23 protein-coding genes are annotated in these 24,782 nt (G+C 73.6%); 7 read left to right on the top strand and 16 right to left on the bottom strand.

The annotated features are described in order from the left end of the window. Window positions 1-100: 100 nt before the first annotated feature. From iolB to AB0C21_RS32745, 4 genes are read right to left on the bottom strand one after another with little or no spacing between them, the layout of a single operon-like run. Complete coding sequence (gene iolB / locus AB0C21_RS32760; protein ID WP_500209486.1) at window positions 101-958, bottom strand: 5-deoxy-glucuronate isomerase; 858 nt, start codon at window positions 956-958, stop codon at window positions 101-103. Next, a complete protein-coding gene (gene iolC, locus AB0C21_RS32755) occupies window positions 955-1,890 on the bottom strand; it encodes a 5-dehydro-2-deoxygluconokinase (protein WP_500209484.1) in 936 nt (311 codons plus the stop codon). The genes iolB and iolC overlap by 4 nt, the downstream gene beginning before the upstream one ends. Further along, on the bottom strand, window positions 1,887-2,738 hold the full coding sequence (locus AB0C21_RS32750; RefSeq protein WP_500209482.1) for a TIM barrel protein: 852 nt from the start codon (window positions 2,736-2,738) through the stop codon (window positions 1,887-1,889). The genes iolC and AB0C21_RS32750 overlap by 4 nt, the downstream gene beginning before the upstream one ends. Then, window positions 2,735-3,745, bottom strand: a complete 1,011-nt coding sequence (locus AB0C21_RS32745) for a Gfo/Idh/MocA family protein (protein WP_500209480.1) — start codon at window positions 3,743-3,745, stop codon at window positions 2,735-2,737. Before AB0C21_RS32745 ends, AB0C21_RS32750 begins: the two co-directional genes overlap by 4 nt. A gap of 170 nt (window positions 3,746-3,915) precedes the next feature. On the opposite strand from AB0C21_RS32745, the gene AB0C21_RS32740 reads away from it, so the two are divergent. Continuing rightward, the gene (locus AB0C21_RS32740; RefSeq protein WP_500209479.1) at window positions 3,916-5,427 is read left to right on the top strand and encodes a nitroreductase family deazaflavin-dependent oxidoreductase; all 1,512 of its coding nucleotides are present in this window, start codon (window positions 3,916-3,918) and stop codon (window positions 5,425-5,427) included. On the opposite strand, the gene AB0C21_RS32735 is transcribed toward AB0C21_RS32740, so the two are convergent. Further along, window positions 5,424-5,897, bottom strand: coding sequence for a VanZ family protein (locus AB0C21_RS32735; RefSeq protein WP_500209478.1), 474 nt, complete (start codon window positions 5,895-5,897; stop codon window positions 5,424-5,426). The two genes, AB0C21_RS32740 and AB0C21_RS32735, sit on opposite strands and share 4 nt — an antisense overlap. Window positions 5,898-6,055: 158 nt before the next feature. Then, entirely contained in the window at window positions 6,056-8,452 is a 2,397-nt protein-coding gene (lon, locus tag AB0C21_RS32730; protein ID WP_500209476.1) for an endopeptidase La, read from the bottom strand. Between the two features lie 191 nt (window positions 8,453-8,643). Here lon and AB0C21_RS32725 point away from each other — a divergent pair, with 191 nt between their 5' ends. Further along, entirely contained in the window at window positions 8,644-9,660 is a 1,017-nt protein-coding gene (locus AB0C21_RS32725) for a phosphodiester glycosidase family protein (protein ID WP_500209474.1), read from the top strand. A gap of 288 nt (window positions 9,661-9,948) precedes the next feature. Next, entirely contained in the window at window positions 9,949-11,190 is a 1,242-nt protein-coding gene (locus AB0C21_RS32720) for an MFS transporter (RefSeq protein WP_500209472.1), read from the top strand. Window positions 11,191-11,832: 642 nt separating this feature from the next. Here AB0C21_RS32720 and AB0C21_RS32715 read toward each other — a convergent pair. The 4 genes from AB0C21_RS32715 to AB0C21_RS32700 all read right to left on the bottom strand — a co-directional run bounded on the left by AB0C21_RS32715 (window position 11,833) and on the right by AB0C21_RS32700 (window position 14,847). After that, the gene (locus AB0C21_RS32715) at window positions 11,833-12,756 is read right to left on the bottom strand and encodes a bifunctional helix-turn-helix transcriptional regulator/GNAT family N-acetyltransferase (RefSeq protein ID WP_500209470.1); all 924 of its coding nucleotides are present in this window, start codon (window positions 12,754-12,756) and stop codon (window positions 11,833-11,835) included. 74 nt (window positions 12,757-12,830) lie between these two features. After that, window positions 12,831-13,154, bottom strand: coding sequence for a DUF3817 domain-containing protein (locus AB0C21_RS32710; RefSeq protein WP_149265032.1), 324 nt, complete (start codon window positions 13,152-13,154; stop codon window positions 12,831-12,833). Window positions 13,155-13,209: 55 nt separating this feature from the next. Further along, on the bottom strand, window positions 13,210-13,566 hold the full coding sequence (locus tag AB0C21_RS32705) for a hypothetical protein (RefSeq protein ID WP_500209468.1): 357 nt from the start codon (window positions 13,564-13,566) through the stop codon (window positions 13,210-13,212). 63 nt (window positions 13,567-13,629) lie between these two features. Then, window positions 13,630-14,847, bottom strand: a complete 1,218-nt coding sequence (locus AB0C21_RS32700; protein ID WP_500209466.1) for a citrate/2-methylcitrate synthase — start codon at window positions 14,845-14,847, stop codon at window positions 13,630-13,632. A gap of 66 nt (window positions 14,848-14,913) precedes the next feature. On the opposite strand from AB0C21_RS32700, the gene AB0C21_RS32695 reads away from it, so the two are divergent. The 4 genes from AB0C21_RS32695 to AB0C21_RS32680 all read left to right on the top strand — a co-directional run bounded on the left by AB0C21_RS32695 (window position 14,914) and on the right by AB0C21_RS32680 (window position 20,848). Next, a complete protein-coding gene (locus tag AB0C21_RS32695) occupies window positions 14,914-16,152 on the top strand; it encodes a LeuA family protein (RefSeq protein WP_500209464.1) in 1,239 nt (412 codons plus the stop codon). Between the two features lie 48 nt (window positions 16,153-16,200). After that, window positions 16,201-17,574: an SWIM zinc finger family protein gene (locus tag AB0C21_RS32690; protein ID WP_500209462.1), complete on the top strand. Its 1,374-nt coding sequence runs from the start codon at window positions 16,201-16,203 to the stop codon at window positions 17,572-17,574. After that, the gene (locus AB0C21_RS32685; RefSeq protein ID WP_500209461.1) at window positions 17,571-20,213 is read left to right on the top strand and encodes a DUF6493 family protein; all 2,643 of its coding nucleotides are present in this window, start codon (window positions 17,571-17,573) and stop codon (window positions 20,211-20,213) included. The genes AB0C21_RS32690 and AB0C21_RS32685 overlap by 4 nt, the downstream gene beginning before the upstream one ends. A 92-nt stretch (window positions 20,214-20,305) precedes the next feature. Beyond that, the gene (locus tag AB0C21_RS32680) at window positions 20,306-20,848 is read left to right on the top strand and encodes a methylated-DNA--[protein]-cysteine S-methyltransferase (RefSeq protein ID WP_500209459.1); all 543 of its coding nucleotides are present in this window, start codon (window positions 20,306-20,308) and stop codon (window positions 20,846-20,848) included. Window positions 20,849-20,860: 12 nt separating this feature from the next. Here the strand turns inward: AB0C21_RS32680 and AB0C21_RS32675 are convergent, their stop codons facing one another. The 6 genes from AB0C21_RS32675 to AB0C21_RS32650 form a co-directional block, all read right to left on the bottom strand. Continuing rightward, a complete protein-coding gene (locus AB0C21_RS32675) occupies window positions 20,861-21,775 on the bottom strand; it encodes an oxidoreductase (protein WP_500209457.1) in 915 nt (304 codons plus the stop codon). A 358-nt stretch (window positions 21,776-22,133) separates the two neighbouring features. Next, window positions 22,134-22,622, bottom strand: a complete 489-nt coding sequence (locus AB0C21_RS32670) for a glutathione peroxidase (RefSeq protein ID WP_500209455.1) — start codon at window positions 22,620-22,622, stop codon at window positions 22,134-22,136. A gap of 111 nt (window positions 22,623-22,733) precedes the next feature. After that, window positions 22,734-22,889: a hypothetical protein gene (locus AB0C21_RS32665; protein WP_433462616.1), complete on the bottom strand. Its 156-nt coding sequence runs from the start codon at window positions 22,887-22,889 to the stop codon at window positions 22,734-22,736. A 169-nt stretch (window positions 22,890-23,058) separates the two neighbouring features. Next, window positions 23,059-23,226, bottom strand: a complete 168-nt coding sequence (locus AB0C21_RS32660) for a hypothetical protein (RefSeq protein WP_500209453.1) — start codon at window positions 23,224-23,226, stop codon at window positions 23,059-23,061. Window positions 23,227-23,302: 76 nt separating this feature from the next. After that, window positions 23,303-23,596 (bottom strand): hypothetical protein, encoded by a 294-nt coding sequence (locus AB0C21_RS32655; RefSeq protein WP_149265023.1) that lies wholly within the window; start codon window positions 23,594-23,596, stop codon window positions 23,303-23,305. Between the two features lie 53 nt (window positions 23,597-23,649). After that, window positions 23,650-24,765: an LCP family protein gene (locus AB0C21_RS32650; RefSeq protein ID WP_500209451.1), complete on the bottom strand. Its 1,116-nt coding sequence runs from the start codon at window positions 24,763-24,765 to the stop codon at window positions 23,650-23,652. Window positions 24,766-24,782: the final 17 nt, after the last annotated feature.

The following is a 24,782-nucleotide window of genomic DNA, read 5'->3' as shown; positions in this document are numbered from 1 at the left end:
AAAATCCCGAAACACCCGGCAAAGAACCGCCGCCGCTCCCCATCACGCTCGCTGTACTGCACCGCCAGGAAACGCACCAGCGCCTGCGCCACCGTGAGTCTCATGAACGTCCCTCCGCCGAGGTGAGCGGCAGCCTCGGGTCGACCGGCTGCCCCTCCCAGGTGTCCCGGATCCAGGCGTGCGCCGGGTCGTCGCAGATGCGCCACGCGCGTTCCGGCGACGGCCCGGCCATCACGTTCAGGTAGTACAGGTCGTGCCCCGGCGGAGCCATCGACGGGCCGTGCCAGCCGTGCGGGATCAGCACGGCGTCGCCGCTGCGGACCTCCGCCAGCACGTCGATCGGACGTCCCGGCGACCCGTAGACGCGCTGGTAGGCCATGCCGTCCCGGGCGACCTCGAAGTAGTAGATCTCCTCCAGGACGGCCTCGTCCGCCGTCTGCTCGTCGTGCTTGTGCGGCGGGAACGACGACCAGCAGCCCGCCGGCGTGAGCACCTCGCACGCGATCAGCTTCTCGGCGAACGGGAACCCCTCCGGCGTCCCGAAGTTGTTGACCTGCCGGCTCGCCGACCCGGCGCCCCGCAGCTCGACCGGAACCGCCTCCGCGGGCCCGTAGCGCGGCGCGAGCCGCCGCTCGCACCGGGCGCCCGCCAGCGCGAACCGCCCGTGCCCCCGCACCGTCACCCGCGCGTCGCGCGGCACGTAGGCGAAGTCGCTGACCCGGGCGAAGACGTCCTCGCGCCCCTCCAGGGCGAACCTCTCACCGTCGCACTCGACCACGCACGACCCCGCCAGCGGCAGGACGATCATCTCGAACTCGCCGGAGCCGAACTCGTGCGACCCGCCTTCCGGGAGCTCCAGCACCCGCAGCGACGAGTACGCCCACCCCGCCGACTCGGGGGTGACGACCAGCCCGTACGGGGCCTCCGCGGCGGTTCCGGCGGGCAGGTGGTACTTCATCGCGGCTCCTTCAGCAGTTCGTCGACCTCGTCTTGGGTGGGCATCGCGTCGGAGCAGGCGATGCGGGACGCGACGATCGCCCCTGCGGCGCCCGCGAACCCGATGAGCCGCCGCAGGCCCCAGCCGGCGAGGAGCCCGTGGCAGACGGCGCCGCCGAACGCGTCCCCGGCGCCGAGTCCGTTGACCACGTCGACCTTGACCGGCGGTACCTCCACCACCTCGTCGGCGGTGGCCGCCAGGACGCCTTCCGGACCCATCTTCACGATGGCGAGTTCCGGGCCGCGGGCCAGGATCGCGCGGGCGGCGGCATGCGGCTCCCGCTCCCCCACGGCGACCTCGCACTCCTCCAGGTTCCCGACGGCGACCGTCGCCCGTTCCAAGGCAAGTCCTGCCCAGTGCGGAGCCTCTGAGGGGTCCTCCCACAGCATCGGCCTGTAGTCGAGGTCGATGACGGTCTGTCCGGGGTGCTCCCCCAGCGCGTTCAGGGTCGCCTCCCGGCTCGGCTCCTGCGAAAGGCCCGTGACCGTGGCCCAGACGATGCGCGCCGAGCGGATCGCGTCGAGGTCCAGCTCGTCCGGACGGATCTCCAGGTCGGGAGCCTTGGGGTAGCGGTAGAAGTACAGCGGGAAGTCGTCCGGCGGGAAGATCTCGCAGAAGGCAAGCGGTGTCGGCAGGCCGGGGACGGCGGTGACGTACCGGTCGTCCACGCCGTAGCCGCGGAGCGCCTTGTGGACGAACCGGCCGAAGGGGTCCTCACCCGTGCGCGTGATGACGGCGGCGCTGCGGCCGTACCTGGCCGCCGCCACGGCGACGTTGGTCGGGCTGCCGCCGAGGTACTTGCCGAACGATTCGACGTCCTCCAGCGGCGTGCCCACCTGGTCCGGGTAGACGTCGACGCTGACCCGCCCCATCGTGATGAGGTCGAACGTCATCGGGCCACCCCGGCGAGGTAGTCGAGGCTCCGGCGGACGTCGCCGTACGGCCCGGCGCCCGGCGCGGGCTCGCCGGTCAGGACGGTGTCCTGCTCCATCACCCACCAGCCTTCGTAACCGGCGATCTCCAAGGTGCGGATGATGTCGGGGATGTCGATGTCGCCCTCCCCTAGCGGCCTGTACAAGCCGTCCCGCACCGCGTTCGTGTACGTGACGCCGCCCTGGAGGACCCGTTGGGCAAGCTCCACGTCCACGTCCTTGAGATGGACGTGCGCTATGCGCGGCGCCGCGAAACGCGCCAGCCACACCGGATCGGTACCGCCGACCAGCAGGTGGCCTGTGTCGAGGCAGAGGGGGATGCTGCATCCGCCCAGCACGCGTTCGACCTCGTCGCGCCGCTCCACGACCGTCCCGACGTGCGGGTGCAGCGTGACGAGCCTGCCGCGGGCGGCGGCGCGCGCGGCGATCGCGTCCAGGTTCGCAAGCAGCACCGACCACGCCTTGGTATCGAGGACGGGACGCTCGTCGTATCCATCGAGGCCGGTCGCGGCTGCCAGGACGAGGACACCGTCGATGTCGTCCAAGGCTCGCTCGACCACAGGCATCGGATCGAAGTCGGAGTCGTGCAGCACGACTGGTACGAACGCCCCTACAAGGCCCAGCCCGAACGAGGCCAGCAGTTCGTTCCGCTCTTGCGCGGCCCTGGGGAGGAAGCCGTCCGGCCCCAGTTCGGTCGCCGCGAGACCGAGGTCGTGCATCTCGGCGAGCACTCGGCCCGGTTCCATCTGGTGGCCCCAGCCGGGCACCTCGCACACGCCCCAGGAGATCGGGGCCCCGGCGACCCTCACCGCCGCACCTCCTCGACGCCGACGATCCGGCCCTGCCGCATGGACAGCTCGCACGCCTCGGCGAGGTAGAACGCCTCCAGCGCCTCCTCCGGAGGGCACGGGTTGGCGCGGCGGCCCGCCACGACGTCCGCGAAGGCCCGCAGCTCTGCGTCGTAGGCGTCGGAGAAGCGCTCCATGAAACCGGCGTAGGGGGCCTTGGGCTGGTCCCCGTCCGGAAGCGCGGTCGCGGGCGTCCGGTCGTCCAGGCCGGCGATGACGCTGTCCTTGGACCCGAACAGCTCCAGCCGGGCGTCGTATCCGGCGGCGTTGTAGCGGGTGGCCGAGACCTGGCCCAGCGTCCCGTCGTCCAGGATGAGCAGGGCGGAGCCGGTGTCGACGTCGCCGGCCTCGCGGAAGAAGTCGTCGCCCCGGTTGGCGCCGGCGGCCATCACGCGGACGACCTCGCGGCCCGTGACGAACCGGATGAGGTCCAGGTCGTGGATGAGGCAGTCGCGGAACAGCCCGCCGGACGCGGGGACGTACTCGGCCGGCGGGGGCGCCGGGTCGAAGCTGCACGACCGGACGGTGTGCAGCCAGCCGAGCCGCCCGGACGCCAGGGCGTCGCGCGCCGCCGCGTTCCCCGCGTCGAACCGGCGCTGGAACCCGACCTGCACCGGCACGTCGGCGGCGGCTGCCGCATGGACGATTTGGAACGTTCCATTTAGATCGGAGGCGAGCGGTTTCTCGCAGAAGACGGGAGTTCGCGCGGCCACGGCCCGCTCCACCAGGCCCGCGTGCGCGTCCGTGGCCGCCGCGACGACCAGGCCGTCCAGTCCGGCGGAGAAGAGGCCGTCGACGGCGTCCAGGGCGGTGACCTCGGGCCGCCCCCCGCCCAGTCGCGCGGCGAGGTCGCGGGCGCGGCGCGGGTCGGCGTCCGCGACGACCACCGCCTCCACCTCGGGCAACTCTCGCAGCGCGGCGGCGTGGCGCGCACCAATGCGCCCCGCGCCGGCCAGTCCGATCCTCATCGATCCCCTCCCGGTCGGCCGTCAGGTGGAGACACCGAGTCTGATGGAGCGTTCCAGAAGCGTCAACGCCCCGGCTGTCCGCCTCTCCGGTAATGGAGTTGTCCGAAACCGAGCCGGGTACTCGGGACTCCGGCTGTCGCGGGGGTCATACCAAGCGCTAGTTTTGCCCTATGCGGATCTTCGTCACCGGCGCCTCCGGATTCGTCGGGTCCCATGCCGTGCGCGCCCTGCTCGACGCCGGGCACCGGCCGCGCGCGCTGGTCCGCGACCCGGAGAAGGCGGCCAAGGTCCTGCGCGCGGTGGGCGTCGACGCCCGGGACGTGGAACTCGTCCGCGGGGACATGCTCGACGAGGACCGCGTGGCCGAGGCGCTGCGGGGCTGCGACGCCGCGATCCACGCCGCCGCGGCGATCGGGGTGACCGGCGGCGCGGGCGACCTCGTGAAGGTGAACGTCCAGGGCACGCGCAACGTGGTCGGCGGGGCCGTCGCCCAGGGCCTGGCCCCGGTGGTCCACGTGTCGACGGTCGCGGTGTTCGTCCCGCCGTCCGGCCCGGTCATCACCGCGAGGGACGCCCTGGCGAGCCCGCGGACCGACTACGGCAGGTCCAAGCTCGCGGCCGAACGCTACGTGCGCGGCCTCCAGGAGGACGGCGCTCCGGTCACCATCGTCTACCCCGGCGGCGTGTGCGGCCCGAACCAGCCGACGCTGGACGCGCTGATGGAGGGCCTCGCCGCCGCGCTCGGCAAGGTGTGGCCGCTTCCGGGCGGCGGCGTCTCGGTCCTCGACGTCCGCGACCTGGGCGAGGCGTTGGCACGTTCCGTGGAGGCCCGGCAGGGGCCGAGCCGCTGGGTGCTCGGCGGCCACTACCTGACCTGGCCGCAGTACGCCGACCTGTGCGACCGGCTCACCGGGGTGCGGTGCCGCCGCGTCCGCGTCCCCAGCCGCGCCATGCTCGCGCTGGGCTCCGCCCTGGACGCTGCCAAGCGCGTCCGCCGCTTCGACTACCCGCTCACCCGGGACGCCGCCGAGTTCATGGTCACGCTGGTGCCGACCGACGACCGTCCCGTCCTGGACGCGCTCGGCCTCGCGCTGCGCCCCGTCGAGGAGACCGTCGCCGACGGCCTGCGCTGGCTGGCCGAGAGCGGACACCTGAACCCGCGCCGGGCCGGACGGCTCGCCGCCAAGGAGGCCCCGATGCCGACACTCGTCCAGCGCACGTTCGGACCCGTCTTCCACCGGGTCTCGGGCTCCGAGTGGTTCTCCAAGGTGGGGCCCAAGGTCGTCCCGCCCGTCGACCGGACGCTGCACAGGCTCACCGGAGGACGACTGCTGCTCGGCCAGCTCCTCGTGCCCAGCCTCGTGCTGACGACGACCGGCGCCGTCAGCGGGCTCCCCCGGCAGACTCCGCTCGCCTGCCTGCCCGACCGGGAGGGCGGCTGGTACGTCGTCGGCTCCAATTTCGGTCGCGAGAAGCACCCCGCCTGGACGGGCAACCTCCTGAAGAACCCGGAAGCCGAGGTCAGTTTCCAGGGCCGCTCCGTCCCCGTCACCGCCCACCTCCTGGACGACGTCGAGCGCAAGGAGGTCTGGCCCCGCCTCATCGCCGTCTGGCCCGTCTACGACCGCTATGTGGAGCGCACGGAACGGCAGCTGAGGGTCTTCCGCCTGACCCCGCGCTAACGGCCGCGGAGGGTCAGGGAAAGCCGCCGTCCGATGAGCAGATAGGCGAGCACGACACCGGCGACGTTGAGGATGACGTCGTCCACGTCGAAGGCCCGTCCCATCACGAACGCGCCCTGCACCGTCTCGATGGCCAGCGAGAGCATGCCGCTCACCAGGGCCAGCCGTACCGGGCCGCGGAGGGACGTCCAGACCAGGGGCAGGAGCACGCCGAGCGGCGCCAGGAGGATCACGTTGCCGCCCACCTGGAGGAGCGCGTCCTTGATGGGCTGGTCCATATAGAACCGGAGCGATCGGCCGGGATCGGTGTTCCCGCCGGCCTGGCCGTTGTCCCGGACGGGGGTCAGAGTGAGCTTGAAGGCGAAGTAGAAGAAAACACCAAGGAAGCCCAACGCGATGATCACGACCACCACGCGCAGGGCGACGACGTACCAGGGGACCCTCTCGCCCGCCGCTGCGGGCTGCCACATTTCCACCAACACTCGGCGCGGTCTCCCCAGATCGCCGCGGTCCATGCATGCCCGCGGGTTTTGGAATGACCGGATGGTCCATTTATGCCGAAATGCCCGCATGACACGGAAACGCCCGCGCCGGGACGAACCCGGCGCGGGCGTGCGCTCCGCTCCGATCAGGCGGCGACCGCGGTGGTGGCGGGCTCCAGGGCCAGGTCCAGCACCTCGCGGACGTCGCTGACGGCGAACACCGTCATCTTCTCGAGCACCTCGGCCGGGACGTCCTCGAGGTCCGGCTCGTTGCGCTTCGGCACGATCGCGGTGGTGATGCCGAGCCGCGACGCGGCCAGCAGCTTCTGCTTCAGGCCGCCGATCGGCAGCACCCGCCCGGTCAGCGACACCTCGCCGGTCATCGCCACGTCCGAGCGCACCGGCCGGCCCGACAGCAGCGACGCGAGCGCCGTCGTCATCGTGATGCCCGCGCTCGGGCCGTCCTTCGGGATCGCGCCGGCGGGCACGTGGACGTGCACGCCGCGGTCCTTCAGGTCGCCGACCGGCAGCTCCAGCTCCGCGCCGCGCGAGCGCAGGTAGCTGAGCGCGATCCGGGCCGACTCCTTCATGACGTCGCCGAGCTGGCCGGTGAGCGTCACGCCGGTGTCGCCCGTCTCCCGGTCGGCCAGCGACGCCTCGATGTAGAGGACGTCGCCGCCCGCGCCGGTGACCGCGAGGCCCGTCGCCACGCCCGGCACGCCGGTGCGGCGCTCGTTCCTGCTCAGCTCGACCTCCGGGGTGAACCGCGGCCGGCCGAGGTAGTCCTTCAGGTCCGCCGCGCCGATCCGGACGGGCAGCGCCGACTTGCCGAGCGCGACGTTGGCCGCGACCTTGCGCAGCACCCGCGCGATCGAGCGGTCCAGGGACCGGACGCCGGCCTCCCGGGTGTACTCGGCCGCCAGCAGCCGCAGCGCGTCGTCGCCGAAGGCCACCTCCGACGCCTCCATGCCGGCCTTGTCGAGCTGGCGCGGCAGCAGGTGGTCGCGGGCGATCGTGACCTTCTCGTGCTCGGTGTAGCCGTCCAGCTCCACCAGCTCCATCCGGTCGAGCAGCGGCCCGGGGATCGCCTCCACCACGTTCGCGGTGGCGAGGAACAGCACGTCGCTCAGGTCGAGCTCGACCTCCAGGTAGTGGTCCCGGAAGGTGTGGTTCTGCTCGGGGTCGAGGACCTCCAGCAGCGCCGCGGTCGGGTCGCCGCGGTAGTCGGCGCCGACCTTGTCGACCTCGTCCAGCAGGACGACGGGGTTCATCGTCCCCGCCTCGCGGATGGCGCGGACGATGCGTCCCGGAAGCGCGCCCACGTACGTGCGGCGGTGACCCCGGATCTCGGCCTCGTCACGGACGCCGCCCAGAGCGACCCGCACGAACTCGCGGCCCATGGCCCGCGCGACCGACTCGCCCAGGGACGTCTTGCCGACGCCGGGAGGGCCGGTCAGCGCCAGCACCGCGCCGCTCCTGCGCCCGCCCACGACGCCCAGGCCGCGCTCCTCGCGCCGCTTGCGCACGGCCAGGTACTCGACGATGCGCTCCTTGACGTCGTCGAGGCCCGCGTGGTCGGCGTCGAGGATCTCCCGCGCGCCCGCGATGTCGTAGGCGTCCTCGGTCCGCTCGTTCCAGGGGATGTCGAGGACGGTGTCCAGCCAGGTGCGGATCCAGCCGCCCTCGGGCGAGGCGTCGGACGACCGCTCCAGCTTGTCGACCTCCTTCAGCGCCGCCTCGCGCACCTTCTCGGGGAGGTTCGCGGCCTCGATCCGGGCCCGGTAGTCGTCCTCCTCGTCGGCCGGGTCGCCGTTCAGCTCGGCCAGCTCCTTGCGGATGGCCTCCTGCTGCTGGCGCAGCAGGAACTCGCGCTGCGTCTTCTCCATGCCCTCCTGGACGTCCTTGCGGATGGTCTCCGCCACGTCCAGCTCGGCGAGGTGGTCGCGCGTCCACCCGATCACCAGGGTGAGCCGCTCCACGAGGTCGACGGTCTCCAGGACCTCGATCTTCTGCTCGTCGGTGAGGTACGGCGCGTACCCGGCGTTGTCGGCCAGCGTGGACGGGTCGTCGATCTGCTGCACGACGTCCACGACCTGCCAGGCGCCCCGCTTCTGCAGGATCGCGCTGACCAGCCCCTTGTACTCCTTCGCCAGCTCCTGCGCGCGCCCGGAGGCGGGCGGCGTGTCGACCGGCGTCCCCTCGACCCACAGCGCCGCGCCCGGCCCGGTCGTCCCGATGCCGATCCGCACCCGCTGCACGCCGCGGACGACCGCGCCCGGCTCGCCGCCGGGCAGCCGCCCCTCCTGCTCGATCACACCGAGCGTGCCGATGCCGGCGTACTGCCCGTTCAACCTGGGCACCAGCAGCACCCGCGGCTTGGCCGCCGACCGGATGCCCGGCCCCTTGGCCTGCGCCACCGCCCGCGCGGCCTCGACGGCGGCCCGGACCTCGCCGCTCTCCGACAGGTCCAGGGGCACCACCATGCCGGGCAGAACGACCCCGTCGTCGAGGGGCAGCACCGGCAGCGTCAGGGTCTCGCTCATGCTCAGCTCCAAGTCAGTAGACCGACCCAACCACGGGTTGAGTCATACTCACTCAAGAAAACGGAGCACCAATTTGTTTCCGCAGCAACGTTCGCTCTCAGCGATCACCCGCGCCGCCCCGTCCGCCCCTGGCGCGGGCACGCCGCCGTGCGATCGCGAACCGGTTGTAAAGGGCGAACGTCGTAACTCGCATGATCAAGACCAGATTCCTGCGGCCGTGGCGGTGGGGGCGGGGGTGGCGGTGGGGTGTGTCGCTGGCCCTGGCCCCCGTCCTCGCGGTGTCGGCGGCCGTGGCCGTGGCGTACGGGAAGGCCGGGGGCTGGTACGGCGTCAACGTGATGCTGCGCCGGGGCGCCAGCATCTGGGTCGACGTCGCTCCGGACGATTCCCGGCTGTCCCCCGGCATCCGGTTGTCGCTGGCCGGGCGGCGCACGCCCGACGCGCCCGAACCGGTGCGCTGGCGCCAGGCCGCCGCGGGACTGGACGTCGCCGAGTTGCCCGTCCGGGTGGGCGGGCGGCCCGTGGACGCCCTGCTGCTCACCAGGATCGACCCGGCCCGCCACCGGTTCCGGGTGCTGAGCCGCCCGGCCGGCGACCGGGAGGTCGGCGACTGGATGGAGGCCACCGGAGCGGCCCTGGTCGTCAACGGCAGCTACTACGCCCGCGACGGGAGCCCGGACACCCCCGTCGTCAGCGACGGGCGCCGGCTCGGCCCCGCGTCCTACCAGGCGAGGCACGGAGCGTTCGTGGTCGGCGGGCCGGGCGGCGCCCGCCTGGCGGACCTCACCGGCACGGACTGGCGGCGGGTCACCGAAGGCGCGAGCCAGGCCATGGTCTCCTACCCGATGCTGCTGGGAGCGGACGGGCACGGCCGGACCGGCGGCCAGGACGAGCGATGGCTGGCCAACCGCAGCTTCCTCGGACAGGACGGCGCCGGGCGGATCATCGTCGGCACCACCCGGGACGCCTACTTCTCCCTGCCCTCGCTCGCCGCGTTCCTCCCCCGGTCGGGACTCGGCCTCCGCCTCGCCCTGAACCTGGACGGCGGACCGGTCGCCTGCCAGAAGGTCTCGGCCGGCGGCTACCGGCGCGACTTCTGCGGCCGTTACGAAACGGCCGTGCACGACGGCCGACTCCAGCTGCTGCGGCCCCTGGTCGACTTCCGCCGCAACGGCCTCCCGATAGCCCTCGTCGCGGTCCCCCGCTGAACCGCTCCCGCCCCGATCGCGAGCCCCACGACTTCCCGACGGAAAACCGCTTGCGGAAGGGACGGGGGCGTGCGAGGGTCGGCGCGGAGATCTTGGGTGCGCTTCGGGAGGTCGCGCGTGTACACCGCTAACGGCAAGGCCACGACCGGCGTCCCGGCGGCGAAGGGCGCGGCGGCCTAGAGGCCGGCACCGCTCCACGACGCCGGGACGGTTCCCGCGCGGGGGTTCGGCCCCGCGGTTCCCGCCTGCGCGGATCACGCGCGGGCGTCGACTCGACGTGGAGCATCCTTGTCTTCTTCCCTGCCCTCGGCGCACGCCCCTCTCGGCCGCCGAGTGATCTTCCTTCTGGCTCTGACCTGCGGCGTCGCCGTGGGGAACATCTACTTTCCGCAGGCGGTCAGTCCGCTGGCGGCGGCCGGACTGGGCGTGCCGCCCGACTCGGCCGCGCTGGTGGTGACCGCGGCGCAGTTCGGGTACGCGGCCGGGATCTTCCTGCTCGTGCCGCTCGGGGACCGGTTCCCGCACCGTCCGCTGATCGTGGCGATGCTCGCCGTCACCGGCGCGGCGCTGCTCTGCGCGGCGGCCGCGCCCGGGCTCGCGGTGCTGGTCGGCGCGAGCGCCGTGGTCGGGGTCGCGACCGTGGTCGCCCAGGTCATCGCGCCGATGGCGGCCGGGCTAGCGGCCGAGGACCGGCGCGGCGCGGTCATGGGAACGCTGCTGGCCGGCTCGATCGGCGGCATCCTGCTGGCCCGGACGTTCGGCGGGTTCGCCGCCGAGTGGCTCGGCTGGCGGGCCCCGTACCTGATCGCCGCGGCCGCCACGCTGGCGATCGCGGCCGCGCTGGCCGTCGCGCTGCCGGCGACCGTCCCGCCGTCGCGGCAGTCGTATCCGGCGCTGCTGGCCGCGCCGCTGCGGCTGCTGCGCGAGGAGCCCGAGCTGCGGCGGTCGTGCTTCTACCAGGCGACGGTCTTCGGCGGCTTCCAGGCCGTCTGGACGGGCGTCGCGCTGTACCTGACCGGCCCGGCGTACGGGCTCGGCGTCCAGGCGGTCGGCCTCCTGGCACTGGTCAGCGCGGCCACCATGGTCGCGACGCCCGTCGCGGGACGCCGGGTCGACCGGCGCGGCCCGGAACCGGTCACCCTCGTCGCGATCCTCGGGACGATCGCGTCCACCGGCGTCCTGGCGCTGGGCGGACTCGGGGGCGCGCCGGGGCTCGTGGCGCTCGGGGCCGGGACGCTGCTGCTGGACGTCGCGATGCAGTCCGGCATGATCGCGAACCAGGCGCGGATCTTCGCGTTGCGCCCGGACGCCCGCAGCCGCATCAACACCGCGTACATGACCTGCGCCTTCCTCGGCGGCAGCACCGGGTCGTGGCTCGGCGCCCAGGCCTGCACCCGGTTCGGCTGGACGGGCGTGTGCGTGCTCGTCGCCCTCCTGGCCTGCCTTGCGCTCGCCCGGCACCTGGCGCACCGGACTGCCCCCGCGGGCCTGCGGGGCAACGCCGAGGCAAAGGCGCCTTCGCGATCCTGATTCTTTGCCCGGGTGCCGGTTTACGCGCGCATGACGCGGGGGTACCTAACGCAACGAGATCGTGACGCAGGGTGAACGACAGGGTCATCGGGGCGGCAAAGCCCCAGGTCGACAGGCGGGAGGCGGCGGATGCGACGCAGCGAGTGCGCGACCCGGGCCGTCTCCGCGGCCCCTTCCCCGCGCGGCCCGGTCCGTACGGCCGAGAACGTTCGCGACGTACCGCTCCGCGGCCGGCACCGCCCCCCAGCGGCGGCCGCGGAGGCGGAGCGCGGCGACACACCTCGGGTCCTCGGCCGTACCGGACCGGCTCCGCGCCGACGTCCTCCCCTGGGCCCGGTGCCGCCCGCCCCCGCGGCACCGGCGCCCCCACCGGCCGGACCGGCCGCGGCGGTGGGCCGCGCCGCCGGTCCGGCCGCAGGCTTCCGGGCGCCGCGCAGGCGCCCTCCCCCGAGCGCCGGGCGAGCGCCCGCGTCCGGCGCGGCGTGGAAAGGAGGTGGGAACCAGAGCGGATCCGAACCGGCGTTGCGCCGGTGAACCCAGGCGGCCGGTACTCCGTCCGACCCCCGTCCCGGCCGCCCTACGCAGTAAGGGATCGCTGCGGAGCAGGGCCCGTGGAGGAGCGACACACTCCACGGGCCCCGCTCACAGCTTCTTGCGCCAGACCTGGCCGTGCACGACGTCGCCGAAGCGCTCCACCGGCGGCTCCTGCTCCTCCAGGACGAACCCGGCGCGCTCGTAGAGGCGGTGCGCGGGACGCTGGAGCGCCGTCGTCCACAGCATGATCTCGGCGTAGCCCGCCGCGGCGGCGAAGTCCACGCACGCGGCGACCAGCGCCGCCCCGACGCCCGTGCCTCGGGCCTCCGGTTCGACGTGCAGCAGCCGGAGCTGCGCGACGTCGTCCTCACGGCGGACGCAGAACACCGCGCCCAGCCGCTCCCCTCCCGACTCGGCGATCCAGGCGTTCTCCCTCTCCGGGTCGTGCCCGCGCACGTAGTCGGCGACGACGGAGGCGACGAGGGCCTCGTAGGTGCGGTCCCAGCCGCACTCGACGTCGTAGAGGGCGCCGTTGCGCTCCACCACCCAGCCGAGGTCGCCGGGGCGCAGCGACCGCAGGACGAAGCCGTCCCGGCGCGGACGCTCCCCGAGGACGTCCTGGACGGTGCGCATCGCGGCGAGCAGGCGGCGGCGGTCGGCCGGGTCCAGCCCGTCCAGCATCTCGCGGATCTCGGCGATGGAGCGCTCGTCCAGCATGGCGAACACCTCGCGGCCGCGCGGGGTGAGCCGGACGATCTGGCGCCGGGCGTCCCCGGGCGCGCGCTCGCGCGCGACGAGCCCGTCGGCCTCGAACCGGGCCAGCATCCGGCTGAGGTAGCCGGCGTCGAGGTCGAGGGCGCGGCGCAGGGCCAGCACCTCGCTGTCCTCCCGCTGCGCCAGCTCGAAGATCACGCGCGCCTCGGTGAGCGAGTACGGCGAGCGGACGAGTCCCTCGCCGAGGACCCCGATGACGCCGGTGTAGAAGCGGTTGAACGCGCGGACCGTGCCGACGTCCTCCCGGGTCGCCTTCATACCCGCCCCTCCTAACGTTTGACTGAGTCAAACATTAGGCGACGGAGCGGCCGCGCACCAGTCCCCGGGGACGGTCAGACCTTCGCCTCGGCCTCCGCGGGCCGCAGCGCCCGCGCGTCGCGGACCACGCTGCGCTCGACGAAGAAGGTCATCAGCGGCACCACCCCGCCGAGCACGATCACGACCATCCGGCTCAGCGGCCAGCCCGTGCGCCGCCACAGGTCGAAGGCGGCCACCAGGTAGACCATGTAGAGGAAGCCGTGGACGGGCGCCACGATGCCCGCGAGCGCCGGCATGTCGGTGGGCCCGTACTTGAGGATCATGCCGATCGTCAGCAGCACCAGCAGGGTGCCGACCACCAGCGCCAGGATCCGGTACCTGGTCACCGCGCCTTCCACAGCAAACGCACCTTTCGTTCAGCGGCCCATCGGGGCGGGGTGTGCGGGACGCGGGTCAGCCGCGCCCGCGGCTCTCGGAGTTGAGCCGCGCGAGGTAGCGGTTGTAGGCCGCGAGCGCGGGGTCCTCTTCCTCCTGCTGCCGGATGATCTCCCGCTTGACCTCGGCCTCCGCGGGCTCCTCGATGGTCTGCGGGGCGGGCCGCACTCCGGCGCGCTCGTCCCGGATCATCTTGACCCACATCACGATCACGAAGATCGCGAAGATCGGCCACTCGAACGTGTAGGCCCAGCTGCGGTCGTTGCCGCCCTGGGCGCGGTCGAACTGCCACCAGCCGAAGCCGATGAACGCGCCGCACAGCACGATCGCGAGCGCGTGCAGCCCGAGCCAGCCTGGGGTGAGGAACCGTCGCACGTCAACGAGCCTACCCCCGCCCGCGCGAACCGCGTCCCCGGCCCCGCTCCGGCGCGCGGACGATCAGGACGGCTCCGGTCCCGTGTAGACCGCGCGGGGGCGCAGCGGGCCGCGCCGGCCGTACTCCTCCAGCGCGTGCGCGAGCCAGCCGGCGGTGCGGGCGACGGCGAAGACGGCCTCGCCGGCCCCCGGGACGAGCCCCGCGACCGCGCCGAGCGTCGCCAGGGAGAAGTCGACGTTGGGTGCGGGGAGGCGGCGCCGGGCGGCCTCGTCTAGGACGGCCTCCGCGGCGGCGAGCCGGTCGTGGCCGGGCGCCGCGGCGCGGACGAGGTCCATCAGCAGCGCGGCGCGCCCGTCGCCGGACTTGTAGACGGCGTGCCCGAACCCGGGCACGCGCTCGCCGCCGCGCAGCCGCTCCCCGATCGCGCGGGACGCCGACGCCGGGTCGGAGACCTCGGCGAGCAGGCGTTCCGCGCCGTAGGAGGCGCCGCCGTGCAGCGGCCCGCTCAGGACCCCGAGGCCGGACGCGACGACCGCGTAGGGGTCGGCGCGCACGGACGCGGCGACCCGCGCCGCGACCGTGGACGCGGCCAGTTCGTGGTCGGCCAGCAGGATCATGGCGGCCTCGAAGGCGCGCAGCAGCCCGGCGTCCTCGGGCGGGCGCGGGCACAGCCGGTTCCAGAGCCGCTCGGCGACGCGCTCGGCGCCGGGGGCCCGGTTCGCGGCGGGCAGGGCCTCGACGAGACCGGCGATCAGCGCCCGGCCGGTCGCGGTGACGCCCTCGGGGTCGAGGTGGTGGCGCAGCGGATCGGTCGCGGCGAGCGCGGCGACGATCAGGTGGAGCCGGTCGAGCGGAAGGAGGTCCGGCGGCAGCCCGGACTGGGCCGCGACGGCGGCGGCGACGCCGTCCGCCCTGGCCCGCCAGGGCTCCTCGCAGGCGTCGCGGCCGTGCCACAGCCATCCGGCGACGTCCTCGAACGCCCGGCTCCCGGCCATCTCCAGGACGTCGCGGCCCCGGTAGTAGTGCCGGTCGGCGCCGAGCGCGGTGATCGCCGACTCGATCGCCAGCTCGCCGGGGCCGGGCGGGCGGCGGGGCCTGCCGCGCCTGGCGAGCTCCTCCACCTGGGCGGCGTCGAACAGGCTCCGGCGGCCGTCCGGCGCGTGCCTGCGCCGCAGGACGCCCCGGCTCACGTACGCGTACAGCGTGGCGGGCTTCACACCGAGGCGTTCGGCCGCCGCCTTGGCGTCGATCCACCCGCTGAGCTGCTCTTCCTCCGCCATCCCGCTCCCCGAATATTGATTTTCATCAATATTGATACATATCGTTGCCGGTGTCAATCTGAGGCCATGCCACAGATTCACTTCCTGGACGTCACCAACCGCGACGGCGTCCAGACGGCCCGGACGGGCCTGTCCAAGTTCGGCAAGACGATGGTCAACTTCTACCTGGGACGGCTGGGCGTGGCGCAGTCGGAGATCGGCTTCCCGTTCCTGTTCCACGAGGTCCCCTACGTCCGGGCGCAGATCGCCCTGGCCGAGGCGGGCGCGTTCGGGGACCTGCGCCTGTCGGGGTGGTGCCGGGGCGTCCCCGCGGACGTCGAGAAGGCCGTGCGGGTGCGGGCCGGGGAGACCGGGCTCGCGCACTACAACCTGTCCATCTCGACGTCCGACTACATGATCGCCAACAAGTTCCGGGGCCGGCTCGACCGCGACGCGATCATCCGGGAGACGGTCGCGGCGGTCCGCGCGGCCAAGGCTGGCGGCGCGCGGACGGTCGGGGTCAACGCCGAGGACGGCTCGCGCACCGACGACGGGTTCCTCACCGAGTTCGCGCTCGCCGCGAAGGAGGCCGGCGCCGACCGCGTCCGGTACTGCGACACGATCGGCGGCGACACGCCGGAGCGCATCAGGGAGCGCTTCGCCGAGCTCGCCTCCGCCACGGCGATGCCGGTCGAGACCCACTGCCACAACGACCTCGGCATGGCCGTCGCCAACTCCGTCAGCGGCGCGCTCGGCGACCTGGAGGCCGGGCAGGACGCCTGGATCAACACGTGCGTGAACGGCATCGGCGAGCGTTCGGGCAACGCCGACCTGCTGTCGACGATCCTCGCGTTCCGGCACGGCTTCGGCCTTGAGGGGCGCGCCGAGTTCGGCGATCCGATCGACCTGGCGTGGGCGCGGCGGTTCGCGCTGTGGGCGAGCTACGCGTTCGGCCAGCCGCTCCCCTACAACCAGGTCGGCGTCGGGCGGAACGCGTTCGCGCACGAGTCCGGCATCCACGCCGACGGCGCGTTGAAGGACCACGGCAACTACGAGCTGTACGACGAGGCGACCCTCGGCCCCTTCCCGGCGGACTGGCACGCCCGTCCCGGACGCGTCGTGCTGACCGGCGAGTACGGCGGCAAGGCGGGCTTCCGGCACGTGATGGACGGCCTCGGCGCCGAGCCCGCCGACGAGGACCTCGCCTTCCAGCTCGTCCAGCTCTGCAACGCCCAGACGGGCCGTCCCCTGACCGACGACGAGCTCCGCCTCATCGCCGCCTACCCGCGGGAGCTGGCGCTGCTCTTCCCCGGTCAGCTCCCCTGATCGCGGATCCGCTCTGATTTGTCGGTACTTAGCCCTACGTTTCCCGGCATGGCGAGCAGCACGGTGGCGGCAGGGGCCGCGCAGTCGTACCGGTACACGAGGCCGTCCGGCCTGGACGAGGGGCTCCTGGGGCTCTCCACGTCCGGCGGGACGACGAGCAGCGGGCCGCAGGCGAACCCGCACTTCTTCAGCGGCGTGCTGACGCAGGCGGCGCCCGCGGCGGCCGGCCTGCTCGCGCTGGCCGACGTCGCCCAGACGAGGTACCACCAGCCGCGTCCCACCGCGTTCCGGGATCCGGTCGTCACGTGCAGCGGCGACCGGATCCGGATGGAGTCCTTCTCCGCCTGCGGCGGCGTGTACGCGCGGCTGGACGTCCTCCAACCGGCACTGGACGGCGAGGTCCACGAGCGCGGCACGACGAACGTGGACGTGAACGGGCCCCTGCGCGAGGCGCTCGCCCGGGTGGGCGGGTCCGATCCGCTGCACCTGGCGGTCGGCGCCGGGGAGATGGCCGTCACCACGCTGGACGGGGCCGTGGTGGAGAAGAAGGTCCCGCTGCCCGACCGCTGGCTCCGGGGCTTCGCCGAGGTCCAGGTCATCACGGCCGGGTTCGACCCGCGCGGGGAGCTGAGCGCGGCCGACGCGGTGCGGTTCCTGCGGTCGCTGCCGCGCGGGGGGCGCGAGCCGCTGTGGGCGGTCCCGGCGGGCCGGACGCTGCGGGTCGCGGCGCGCCCGTCCCCCGGCGCGGTCTGCCTGGCCGGACCCGACCGGCTCCGGACGATGCAGCCGCTGCTGCGCTTCGCGAAGGCGCTGCGCGTCTACGGGCCGCCCGTCACCGCCCGGAGCGGACCGGTGACGAGCGTCTGGGAGCTGGAGCTGCCCGGCATGCGGTACGTCCTGACGCTGTCGCCGCAGCACTCGCGCGGCTTCTCCGGGGAGGGCGCCGTGCTGGACGCCGTCTCGACCGACGAGGCGGCGGCGGACGCCGACCTGCTCGGCGCGCTGCTGTCCTTCGAGCCGCGGGTGGAGCCGGGCCTGCTGGCCGAGCGGTCGGGGCTCACCCCCGCGCGGACGAAGGCGGCGCTGGTCCAGCTCGGGACGTCCGGCCGCGTCGGCTTCGACGCCGCCGAGGCCGCGTTCTTCCATCGCGAACTGCCCTACGACCCGGCGCGGGTGGCCGACCTCAACCCGCGGCTGCGTTCGGCGCGCGCGCTGGTCGCGGAGGGCGCGGTGCGGTTCACCGCCGAGGACGCGGCGGTCGTCCTCAGCAACGGAGGCGAGCGCCGGGTCCGCTTCGACGGCGACCGTGCCACCTGCACATGCCCGTGGTGGTACGACCATCGGGGCGAGCGCGGCCCGTGCAAGCACGTCCTCGCCGCCCGGATCGTCCGCCGCGAGAGCGCTGTGGAGGCCGTCCGATGAGGGCCCCGGACGACTTCCAGAAGGCGATCGACGCCGGCGACCTGGCGCAGACGGTGCGCCTGGTCGGCGAGCTCGACGAAGCCGGCCGCCGCGCCGTCGCGAAGGACCTGCCCGACCGGCTGAAGGCGATGCGCGCCGCGACGGAGTACGGCTGGCTGGACCGCGAGACGTTCGGGCCGCTGCTGGTCCTCGGGGCGGGCACGTTCGGCGGTGCCGCGGCCGCGGCCGCGTGGCTGTGCCGCCGGGAGCTGCGGCTGTGGTGGACCCGGGACGACTTCGCCGACTTCCGCGGGGCCCTGTGCGCGGTCACCGCCGCGCGCCCGGACGAATGGCGCGCCGACGTCGCCCACCGCGTCGCCGCCCGCATCCGCGTGTCCGGCGGCGAGCGGGCACAGTGGCACATCGCGGCGGCCCTGGCCGAATCGGCCGGGACCGTACCGGACTCAGACGGTTTCGTCGTCGGCTGGGTGACCGGGCGCGCCCTTCCCCGGGCCGACGACCCGTTCCTCGACGTGCTCGCCCCGAGGCTGTTCGAGGTCGATGCCGTTGGCGGCGCCCTCGCCGAGGACGAGGCGAGACTCCGGTGGGACAAGGCGCGCAAGGTCACCTGGGCCGGCACCCTTGCCGCCATGGCCCGAGCCGGGCGGCTTGACCGCACCAGCCTGCTGGACGGCTGCGTCAGCCGCTTCCTTCGCGGCGGCACCGCCCGCGACCTGCGCTGGTTCATCGCGCTGCACGACGCCCTGGAGCCGACCGACGACGAGACGGCCGCCCGCGCGCGCGACTACGTCCGCCTGCTCCCGGCCGCGCCCTCGACCGTCGCCGGCCTCGCCCTGCGCCAGGTCCGCCGGGCCGACGACCTGGGGCGCCTCGACGCCGGGCTGTTCGACGAGGCCGCGGGCGCGCTGCTGTTCCGGCCCGAGAAGAAGCTCGTCCAGGCCGCGCTGACCTGGCTCGACCGCACGGCCCGCAAGCGCGGCCGGGTCGACGCCACGCTGCGCGCCGTCCCGGCCGTCTTCGCCTCGGACACGCTCGACCTGCGCGAACGCGCCATGGCGATCGCGGTCAGGCACGCGGGCCACGCGAGCGAGGCCGTCCACGAGGAGATCCGCGCCGCCGCCGTCGACCTGCCGGCCGTGCTGCGCGAGCCGATCGCGGGGGCGTTCGGCGAGGTCGAGGCGGCGGCCGCTCCCGAGCCGTTCCCCGGCCCGCCGCCCTTCACCCCGCGCGAGGCACCGGCCCCCATCGGCTCCCTCGCCGAACTGGCCGAGGAGTTCGCGGTCCTGTCGCGGGCCGGCGAGGAGTGGCGCACGTCCGAACGCTTCCTGGCCGCGCTCGTCGAGTTCGCCTACCGCGACCCGGAGGGGACGCGCGCGGCGCTCCGGAAAACCGCCGCCGACCTCGCGCACTGGATCCTGGACGGCGATGACCACGGGTATTGGCGCACCCATGTCCGGGCGAGCTGGATCGCGTTCCCGGTGCAGAGCCTCCTGCGTCCGCCGAGGTCGCACGGCCTTGTCGAGGCGCTCGCCTCCCTGCTGAAGGGGCGGTCGCGCAAGGCCGGGACGGTCTTCGAGCCGCAGATCGAGCGCTTCCTCACCCTGCGCAGGCACGAGATCGCGTCCGCGGTGGGGAAGGTGCCCGTCCTCCTCGCGACCCCGACCGAGGGCAGCGGCCACGTCGACCCCGGCGTCCTGGTCGCGCGGCTCGAGAGGATCGAGGCGGCGGGCGCCGAGCCGGGGCGCGCCGACCTGATGCAGGCGATGCTGCGCGTGCCCCGCGAGATCGACCCGGCCGCCGCGGCGCGCGCGGGACGGCTGGAGTCCAAGGCCGGCCAGACCCTCGCGGCGTGGCTGGCGGGCGGCGGGCTCGCCGACCCCGCCGTCGAGTGCGCGGTCCTCGACGAGCCCCTCGCGAGCGTCCGCGGCCGGACGATGCGGCTGCCGAGCCGGGTCCTGTCCACGGTGGAGGTCGCCGGCGACTCCGACATCGCCCACCTGTGCGCCTTCCCCGAAGCCGGCTGGACGGACTTCGGGACGCCCGGCCGCTTCAAGTCCAGGGTCTTCTGGCCGTCGGTCCTGCCGTCCCACCGCGAGGTGGCCGCCGCGCATCTCGTCCCCCACCTGCCGGGAACGGACGAGATCGACCTGGACCAGGGCGCCGTCATGCTCGACCTGGCGGAGGCCGACGGGCCCACGGGCGCGGCCACCGGGACGCTGCTCGCCCACGTGCTCGCCCACCGGAGCGAGAACGAGCGCGCCGACGCGGTCGAGGCGCTCCTCGTCCTCAGCGCCCGGGGCGCCCTGCCCGCCGCCGAGACGGGAACGGCCCTCGGACGCCTCGCCGCGCTGAAGCGCCTCGTCCTCCCCCGAGCCGTCAAGGCCCTCACGGCCGCCGCCGACGGCGGCGGGCACTCCGACGTCTGGACGATCCTCGCCGCGGCGCTCCCGCACGCGCTGCCCGCCCCCGGCGAGCGCGCCGCGACCGGCATGCCCGACCTCCTCGCCCTGGCGACCCGCCTGGCGGAGGCGACCGGCGCCAGGGGCGTGATCCCGGCCGTCCAGGACGTCGCGGCGCGCGGCGGCTCCAGCCGCCTGGTGAAGGAGTCCGCCCGCCTGCACCGCACGCTCGCAACGTGAGGGCCCGCGGCGGTGTTGACCCGAGTACCGGTGTTGACGGAAGCGCCGGTCCGATATGGGACGCTGAGCCCGGCGGGAAGGAGCGCTGAACAATGACCGAGACCCTTGCGTTCGGCACGGTCGACACCGTGCTCGGCCGCCTGCTCGTCGCCGAGACCGAGACGGGCGTCGTCGCGCTCCACTTCCACGACACCCCGGCCGCCCGAGCCCGCACCGCCAAGGCGGCCGGGCTGCCGGTCGTGGACGCCCCCGGCCGCCTGGCCCCCGCCCTGGCGGCGCTGCGCGACTACTTCGCCGGCGACCTGAAGCACTTCGAACTGCCCATCGACTGGCGGCTCACGTCCGACGTCCAGCGGCAGGTGCTCTCGACGCTGTACGAGACCGTCCCGTACGGGCGGGTCCTGACCTACGGCGAGCTGGGAGAGCGCAGCGGCACCGGCGTCCACGCCCAGGTCATCGGCCAGGTGATGGGAAGCAACCCGATCCCCCTGATCGTCCCGTGCCACCGCGTCGTCGCCTCGAACGGCCTCGGCGGCTACAGCGGCGGCTCCGGCGTGGAGGTCAAGCGCTGGCTCCTCACCCTCGAAGGCTCCGTCCCCGCCACCCTCGACTGGGACATCACCCGGGGTCCGTGACCACCTGCCGCGCTAGGCGGGCGTCTCGGCGTAGGTGACGCCCGTGAGGGCCTCGGACACCTCCCAGAGGCGCTCGCCCAGGCCGGGCTGGTCCGCCTGCTTGGGCGTGGCGACCTTGGCCGGGGCGCCGCGGTACTGGAACAGGCGGGGCCCGTAGCAGGCGCCGCCGCGCACGTCCGGCGCCGTCGCGGCGTAGAGGGACGGGAGCGCGCCCGCGGCGGCGGACTGCGCGAACACCGCGTTGCCGAGTCCCGTGGCCTTCTCCATGAGGCTGCTGCCCTGCATGCGCGGCCCCGTCTGCTGGAGGTTCGTCGCGGCGTACCCGGGGTGGGCGGCGACGCTGGTCACCTCGGGGACGCGCCGGTCCAGTTCCTTGGCGAAGACGAGGTTGGCGAGCTTGGCCTGGCCGTAGGCCGCCCACTTGCGGTACCGGCGCTCGCCCTGCAGGTCGTCGAAGTCGAGGCGGCCCGTCCAGGCGAAGGCCGAGGTGACGGTCACGACGCGGGCGGACGGGGCGGCGCGCAGCGCGGGAAGCAGGAGCCCGGTCAGCGCGAAGTGGCCCAGGTGGTTGGTGCCGAACTGCATCTCGAAGCCGTCGGCGGTGGGGCGGCGCGGGATCGCCATGACCCCGGCGTTGTTGACCAGGATGTCGAGCGGGGCCTCGCCGTGCCGGGACGCGAAGTCCCGGACGGACGCCAGGTCGGCGAGGTCCAGGGAGGCGAGGACGAGATCGGAGTCCGGCGCGGCGGCCTTCATCCGCTCGACGGCGGCCTGGCCGCGCTCGGCGCTGCGGCAGGCCAGCACCACGGAGGCGCCGTGCCGCGCGAGCTGGAGCGCGGTGTGGTAGCCGATGCCGCTGTTGGCGCCGGTCACGATCGCCCGCCGCCCGCGCAGATCCGGGATGTCGCGGGCCGTCCATCCGCCCATGGGGGCACCTCCACGTCATATCGCGAACCCACAAGCTAGACGCGCCATCGAATAGGAGGCAACGCCTCCGCGCTGTGGCGCGATTCACACCCGGACGCATGCCCCCGCTCGCCGAGACCACGCCCGCGCAGTCCCCTCGTCACTGACCGGGAGGCCGCCCCAGAGCACGTCTGCGCTCCGCGCATGCCGAACCCGCGCACGGACCCTGTCCGTGCGCGGGAGGCGGTCCCTGCACGGGACGCGGCCCGTGCGCGGGAGGCGGTCCCTACACGGGACGCGGCCCGTGTGCGGGGACGCGGCCCGTGCGCGGGGACGCGGCCCGTGCGCGGGGACGCGGCCCGGCGCGGGGAGCGGGTGGTCAGGCCGGGAGGGTCTTCTCGATGGCGGCGACGACCTCGGCGGACTCCGGCTCGGTCTGGGGCGCGAAGCGCGCCGCGACGGCGCCGTCCGGGGCGATCAGGAACTTCTCGAAGTTCCAGCGGATGTCGCCGGTGTGGCCCTCGGCGTCCGGGACGTCGACGAGCTCGCGGTACAGCGGGTGGCGGCCCTCGCCGTTGACCTCGACCTTCTCGGTCATCGGGAAGGTGACCCCGTAGGTCGTCGAGCAGAACTCGGCGATCTCCTCGGAGCTGCCGGGCTCCTGGCCCATGAACTGGTTGCAGGGGACGCCGAGGACGGTGAAACCGCGTCCGGCGTACGTCTCCTGCAGCTTCTCCAGGCCGGAGTACTGCGGAGTGAGGCCGCACTTGGAGGCGACATTGACGATCAGCACGGCCTTGCCCCGGTACTGCCCGAGGTCCGCGGGTCCGCCCCGCAGGGCCTCGATCTCTACGTCGAAGACAGACATGTGGCCGATCCTAGGAGATCGCTCCGCGGATCGGCCCCGTCCACGCCGTCGATGCCGGCGGCGGCCGGGGTGCCCGCGCCGCCGGCCGCGCTCACGCGCCCAGGGCGCCCGTCACTTGCCCAAGGCGTTCACGAAGGCGGCGAGCTGGTTGCCCGCGTTCCCCAGCTGGTCGAAGGCGTTGTTGACCACTCCTGCCGCATCCGTCGGTGAGCTCAGCAAGTAGAAGATGACGAAGGCGATCGCCACATAGCGGAGGTTCTTCTTCATCCGTAACGCCGTCCCTGTTTGTAGCGCGCGACACAATCGACCCGATCCCATTGTGCCCCGCCGCGTCTGCCCGCAAAGCGCGATTTTACTGTGACGCGCGGGCAACCGCTTGGTGGCGTCCCGTTGAGAACCCCCGCACCGGCGGGGGATGGCGCCGGAGAGCCGGCCGTCAGTTCGGAATGGCGCTCATGAACTGCGACAACGACTCGGCGGCGTTCCCGAGCCCGCTCAGTGCGTTGTTGACGAGGTGCGCCGCCCCCTGGGGGCGGCTGATGACGTACCACGCCACGAAGGCGATGGCGGCGACCTTCATGTACTTCTTGTTCACTACGACCACCCTCTGCACTGGATCACTTACTCTCCGTGATTCCCCAGGGTGGCCGATGAGAGATCAAGAGGGGACAAAGGGCGGGTCAGGTCCCCTTGGCGTGCCGGGCGAGGTAGTCGATGTAGAAGGGCCGCAGCGCGTCCGCCATCTCGCCCTCTCCGGCGTGCGTGAACTCCTCCAGCAGCGACAGGCCGTGGAAGAGGTCGAACTCGGCCCGGTCGACCTCACCCGTGGCCGCCGCGGCGGCCGGGATGGCGCGCAGCAGGTCCCACAGGAAGCCGACGTCGTGCCGCTCCTTGGCGAGACCCATCGCTCGCTCGTACAGCTCCTTGGACGTCAACTCGTCCAGGTTCCCGCCGTCTGGCGTCGCTTCGGACATGCCCCGACTCTATTGCAGCGCCCGACCCGTCACTCCGCGCCGGGCGCTGCCCGTCACTTCGTGATGACGTTCGGCGGGATCTCCTGGTCCTGCTTCAGCGCGCCGAACAGCGTGGACGCCTTGGACCTGTCCCACGTGATGTAGGAGCCCGCAGCGGCCGAGCTGCCGCTGCCGCCGATCGGGACGGTGGTCGTCACGCCGCTCCCGCCGCTGACGCCCTTCATCGCCCACATCATGCGGACCAGGTCGTACAGGTGGTCGCCGTCGTCCACCAGGAAGTTGCTGGTGGCGTTCATGGCCAGCGGGACGCTGCGGAACGGGTTGAGCATCGTGCCGGGGCTCGTCGCCTTCTTCATCAGCGCGCCGAAGAACTGCCGCTGGTGCTCCACGCGTTCGAGGTCGGCGCGGGCGAAGGCGCGGGTCCGGACGTAGCCGAGCGCCTGGCCGCCGTTCAGCGTCTGGCACCCGGCCTTGAGGTTCAGCCCGGCCTTGCGGTCCTTGATGTTCTCCTTGACGCAGATGTCGACGCCGCCGACGGCGTCCACGACGCCCACGAAGCCGCCGAAGCCGATCTCGGCGTAGTGGTCGATGTGCAGCCCGGTGGCCTTCTCCACGGTCTGGACGAGCAGCTTGGGGCCGCCGAAGGCGAAGGCGGCGTTCAGCTTGTTCGAGCCGTGCCCGGGGATCGGGAGGTAGGAGTCGCGCGGCAGGCTGATGAGCGACGTCCCGCCGGAGCCGTAGTGCAGCAGCATCATCGAGTCGGTGCGGCGCCCGGAGGCGAATCCGGTCGCGAGGCGCTTCTGGTCGTCCTTGGACAGGCCCTCGCGGCTGTCGGACCCGACGATCAGCCAGTTCGTGCCCGGGGTGTCGGCGACCCGGCCCGGGTAGTCGACGAGGACCGACTCGCGCTTCAGCCGGGAGTCCAGGTAGAAGTAGCCGCCGACGACGACCACCAGGAGCACGGCCAGCAGGGCGCCGAGCACGCGCGGCCAGCGCCGCCGGCGCCGCCGCCGGTAGGGCGCGCCGCCGTAGGGGCCGCCCTGCTCGACCCGTCCCCCGGCGAGCTGGTCGCCTGCGTACGGGTCGTCGTACGGGTCCTCGTAGGTGTCCCGCCCGTAGGCGGCGTGGTGGTGCTCCGCGCGTGCGGAGTGGTCTCTGCTGCGCGCCACGCGGCCGCCCTCCTTAC

The organism is Spirillospora sp. NPDC049024 (assembly GCF_040649235.1).
Classification (GTDB): Bacteria; Actinomycetota; Actinomycetes; order Streptosporangiales; family Streptosporangiaceae; genus Spirillospora.
The sequence above is the reverse complement of the archived record's forward strand: the minus strand, read 5'-3'. Positions and strand labels throughout refer to the sequence as shown.

Excerpts from the sequence above, each read along its gene's own strand:
- iolB (WP_500209486.1), bottom strand. The coding sequence starts at position 958 with ATGAAGTACCACCTGCCCGCCGGAACCGCCGCGGAGGCCCCGTACGGG.
- iolC (WP_500209484.1), bottom strand. The coding sequence starts at position 1,890 with ATGACGTTCGACCTCATCACGATGGGGCGGGTCAGCGTCGACGTCTAC.
- AB0C21_RS32745 (WP_500209480.1), bottom strand. The coding sequence starts at position 3,745 with ATGAGGATCGGACTGGCCGGCGCGGGGCGCATTGGTGCGCGCCACGCC.
- AB0C21_RS32740 (WP_500209479.1), top strand. The coding sequence starts at position 3,916 with ATGCGGATCTTCGTCACCGGCGCCTCCGGATTCGTCGGGTCCCATGCC.
- AB0C21_RS32735 (WP_500209478.1), bottom strand. The coding sequence starts at position 5,897 with ATGTGGCAGCCCGCAGCGGCGGGCGAGAGGGTCCCCTGGTACGTCGTC.
- lon (WP_500209476.1), bottom strand. The coding sequence starts at position 8,452 with ATGAGCGAGACCCTGACGCTGCCGGTGCTGCCCCTCGACGACGGGGTC.
- AB0C21_RS32725 (WP_500209474.1), top strand. The coding sequence starts at position 8,644 with ATGATCAAGACCAGATTCCTGCGGCCGTGGCGGTGGGGGCGGGGGTGG.
- AB0C21_RS32715 (WP_500209470.1), bottom strand. The coding sequence starts at position 12,756 with ATGAAGGCGACCCGGGAGGACGTCGGCACGGTCCGCGCGTTCAACCGC.
- AB0C21_RS32700 (WP_500209466.1), bottom strand. The coding sequence starts at position 14,847 with ATGGCGGAGGAAGAGCAGCTCAGCGGGTGGATCGACGCCAAGGCGGCG.
- AB0C21_RS32695 (WP_500209464.1), top strand. The coding sequence starts at position 14,914 with ATGCCACAGATTCACTTCCTGGACGTCACCAACCGCGACGGCGTCCAG.
- AB0C21_RS32690 (WP_500209462.1), top strand. The coding sequence starts at position 16,201 with ATGGCGAGCAGCACGGTGGCGGCAGGGGCCGCGCAGTCGTACCGGTAC.
- AB0C21_RS32685 (WP_500209461.1), top strand. The coding sequence starts at position 17,571 with ATGAGGGCCCCGGACGACTTCCAGAAGGCGATCGACGCCGGCGACCTG.
- AB0C21_RS32680 (WP_500209459.1), top strand. The coding sequence starts at position 20,306 with ATGACCGAGACCCTTGCGTTCGGCACGGTCGACACCGTGCTCGGCCGC.
- AB0C21_RS32675 (WP_500209457.1), bottom strand. The coding sequence starts at position 21,775 with ATGGGCGGATGGACGGCCCGCGACATCCCGGATCTGCGCGGGCGGCGG.
- AB0C21_RS32670 (WP_500209455.1), bottom strand. The coding sequence starts at position 22,622 with ATGTCTGTCTTCGACGTAGAGATCGAGGCCCTGCGGGGCGGACCCGCG.
- AB0C21_RS32665 (WP_433462616.1), bottom strand. The coding sequence starts at position 22,889 with ATGAAGAAGAACCTCCGCTATGTGGCGATCGCCTTCGTCATCTTCTAC.
- AB0C21_RS32655 (WP_149265023.1), bottom strand. The coding sequence starts at position 23,596 with ATGTCCGAAGCGACGCCAGACGGCGGGAACCTGGACGAGTTGACGTCC.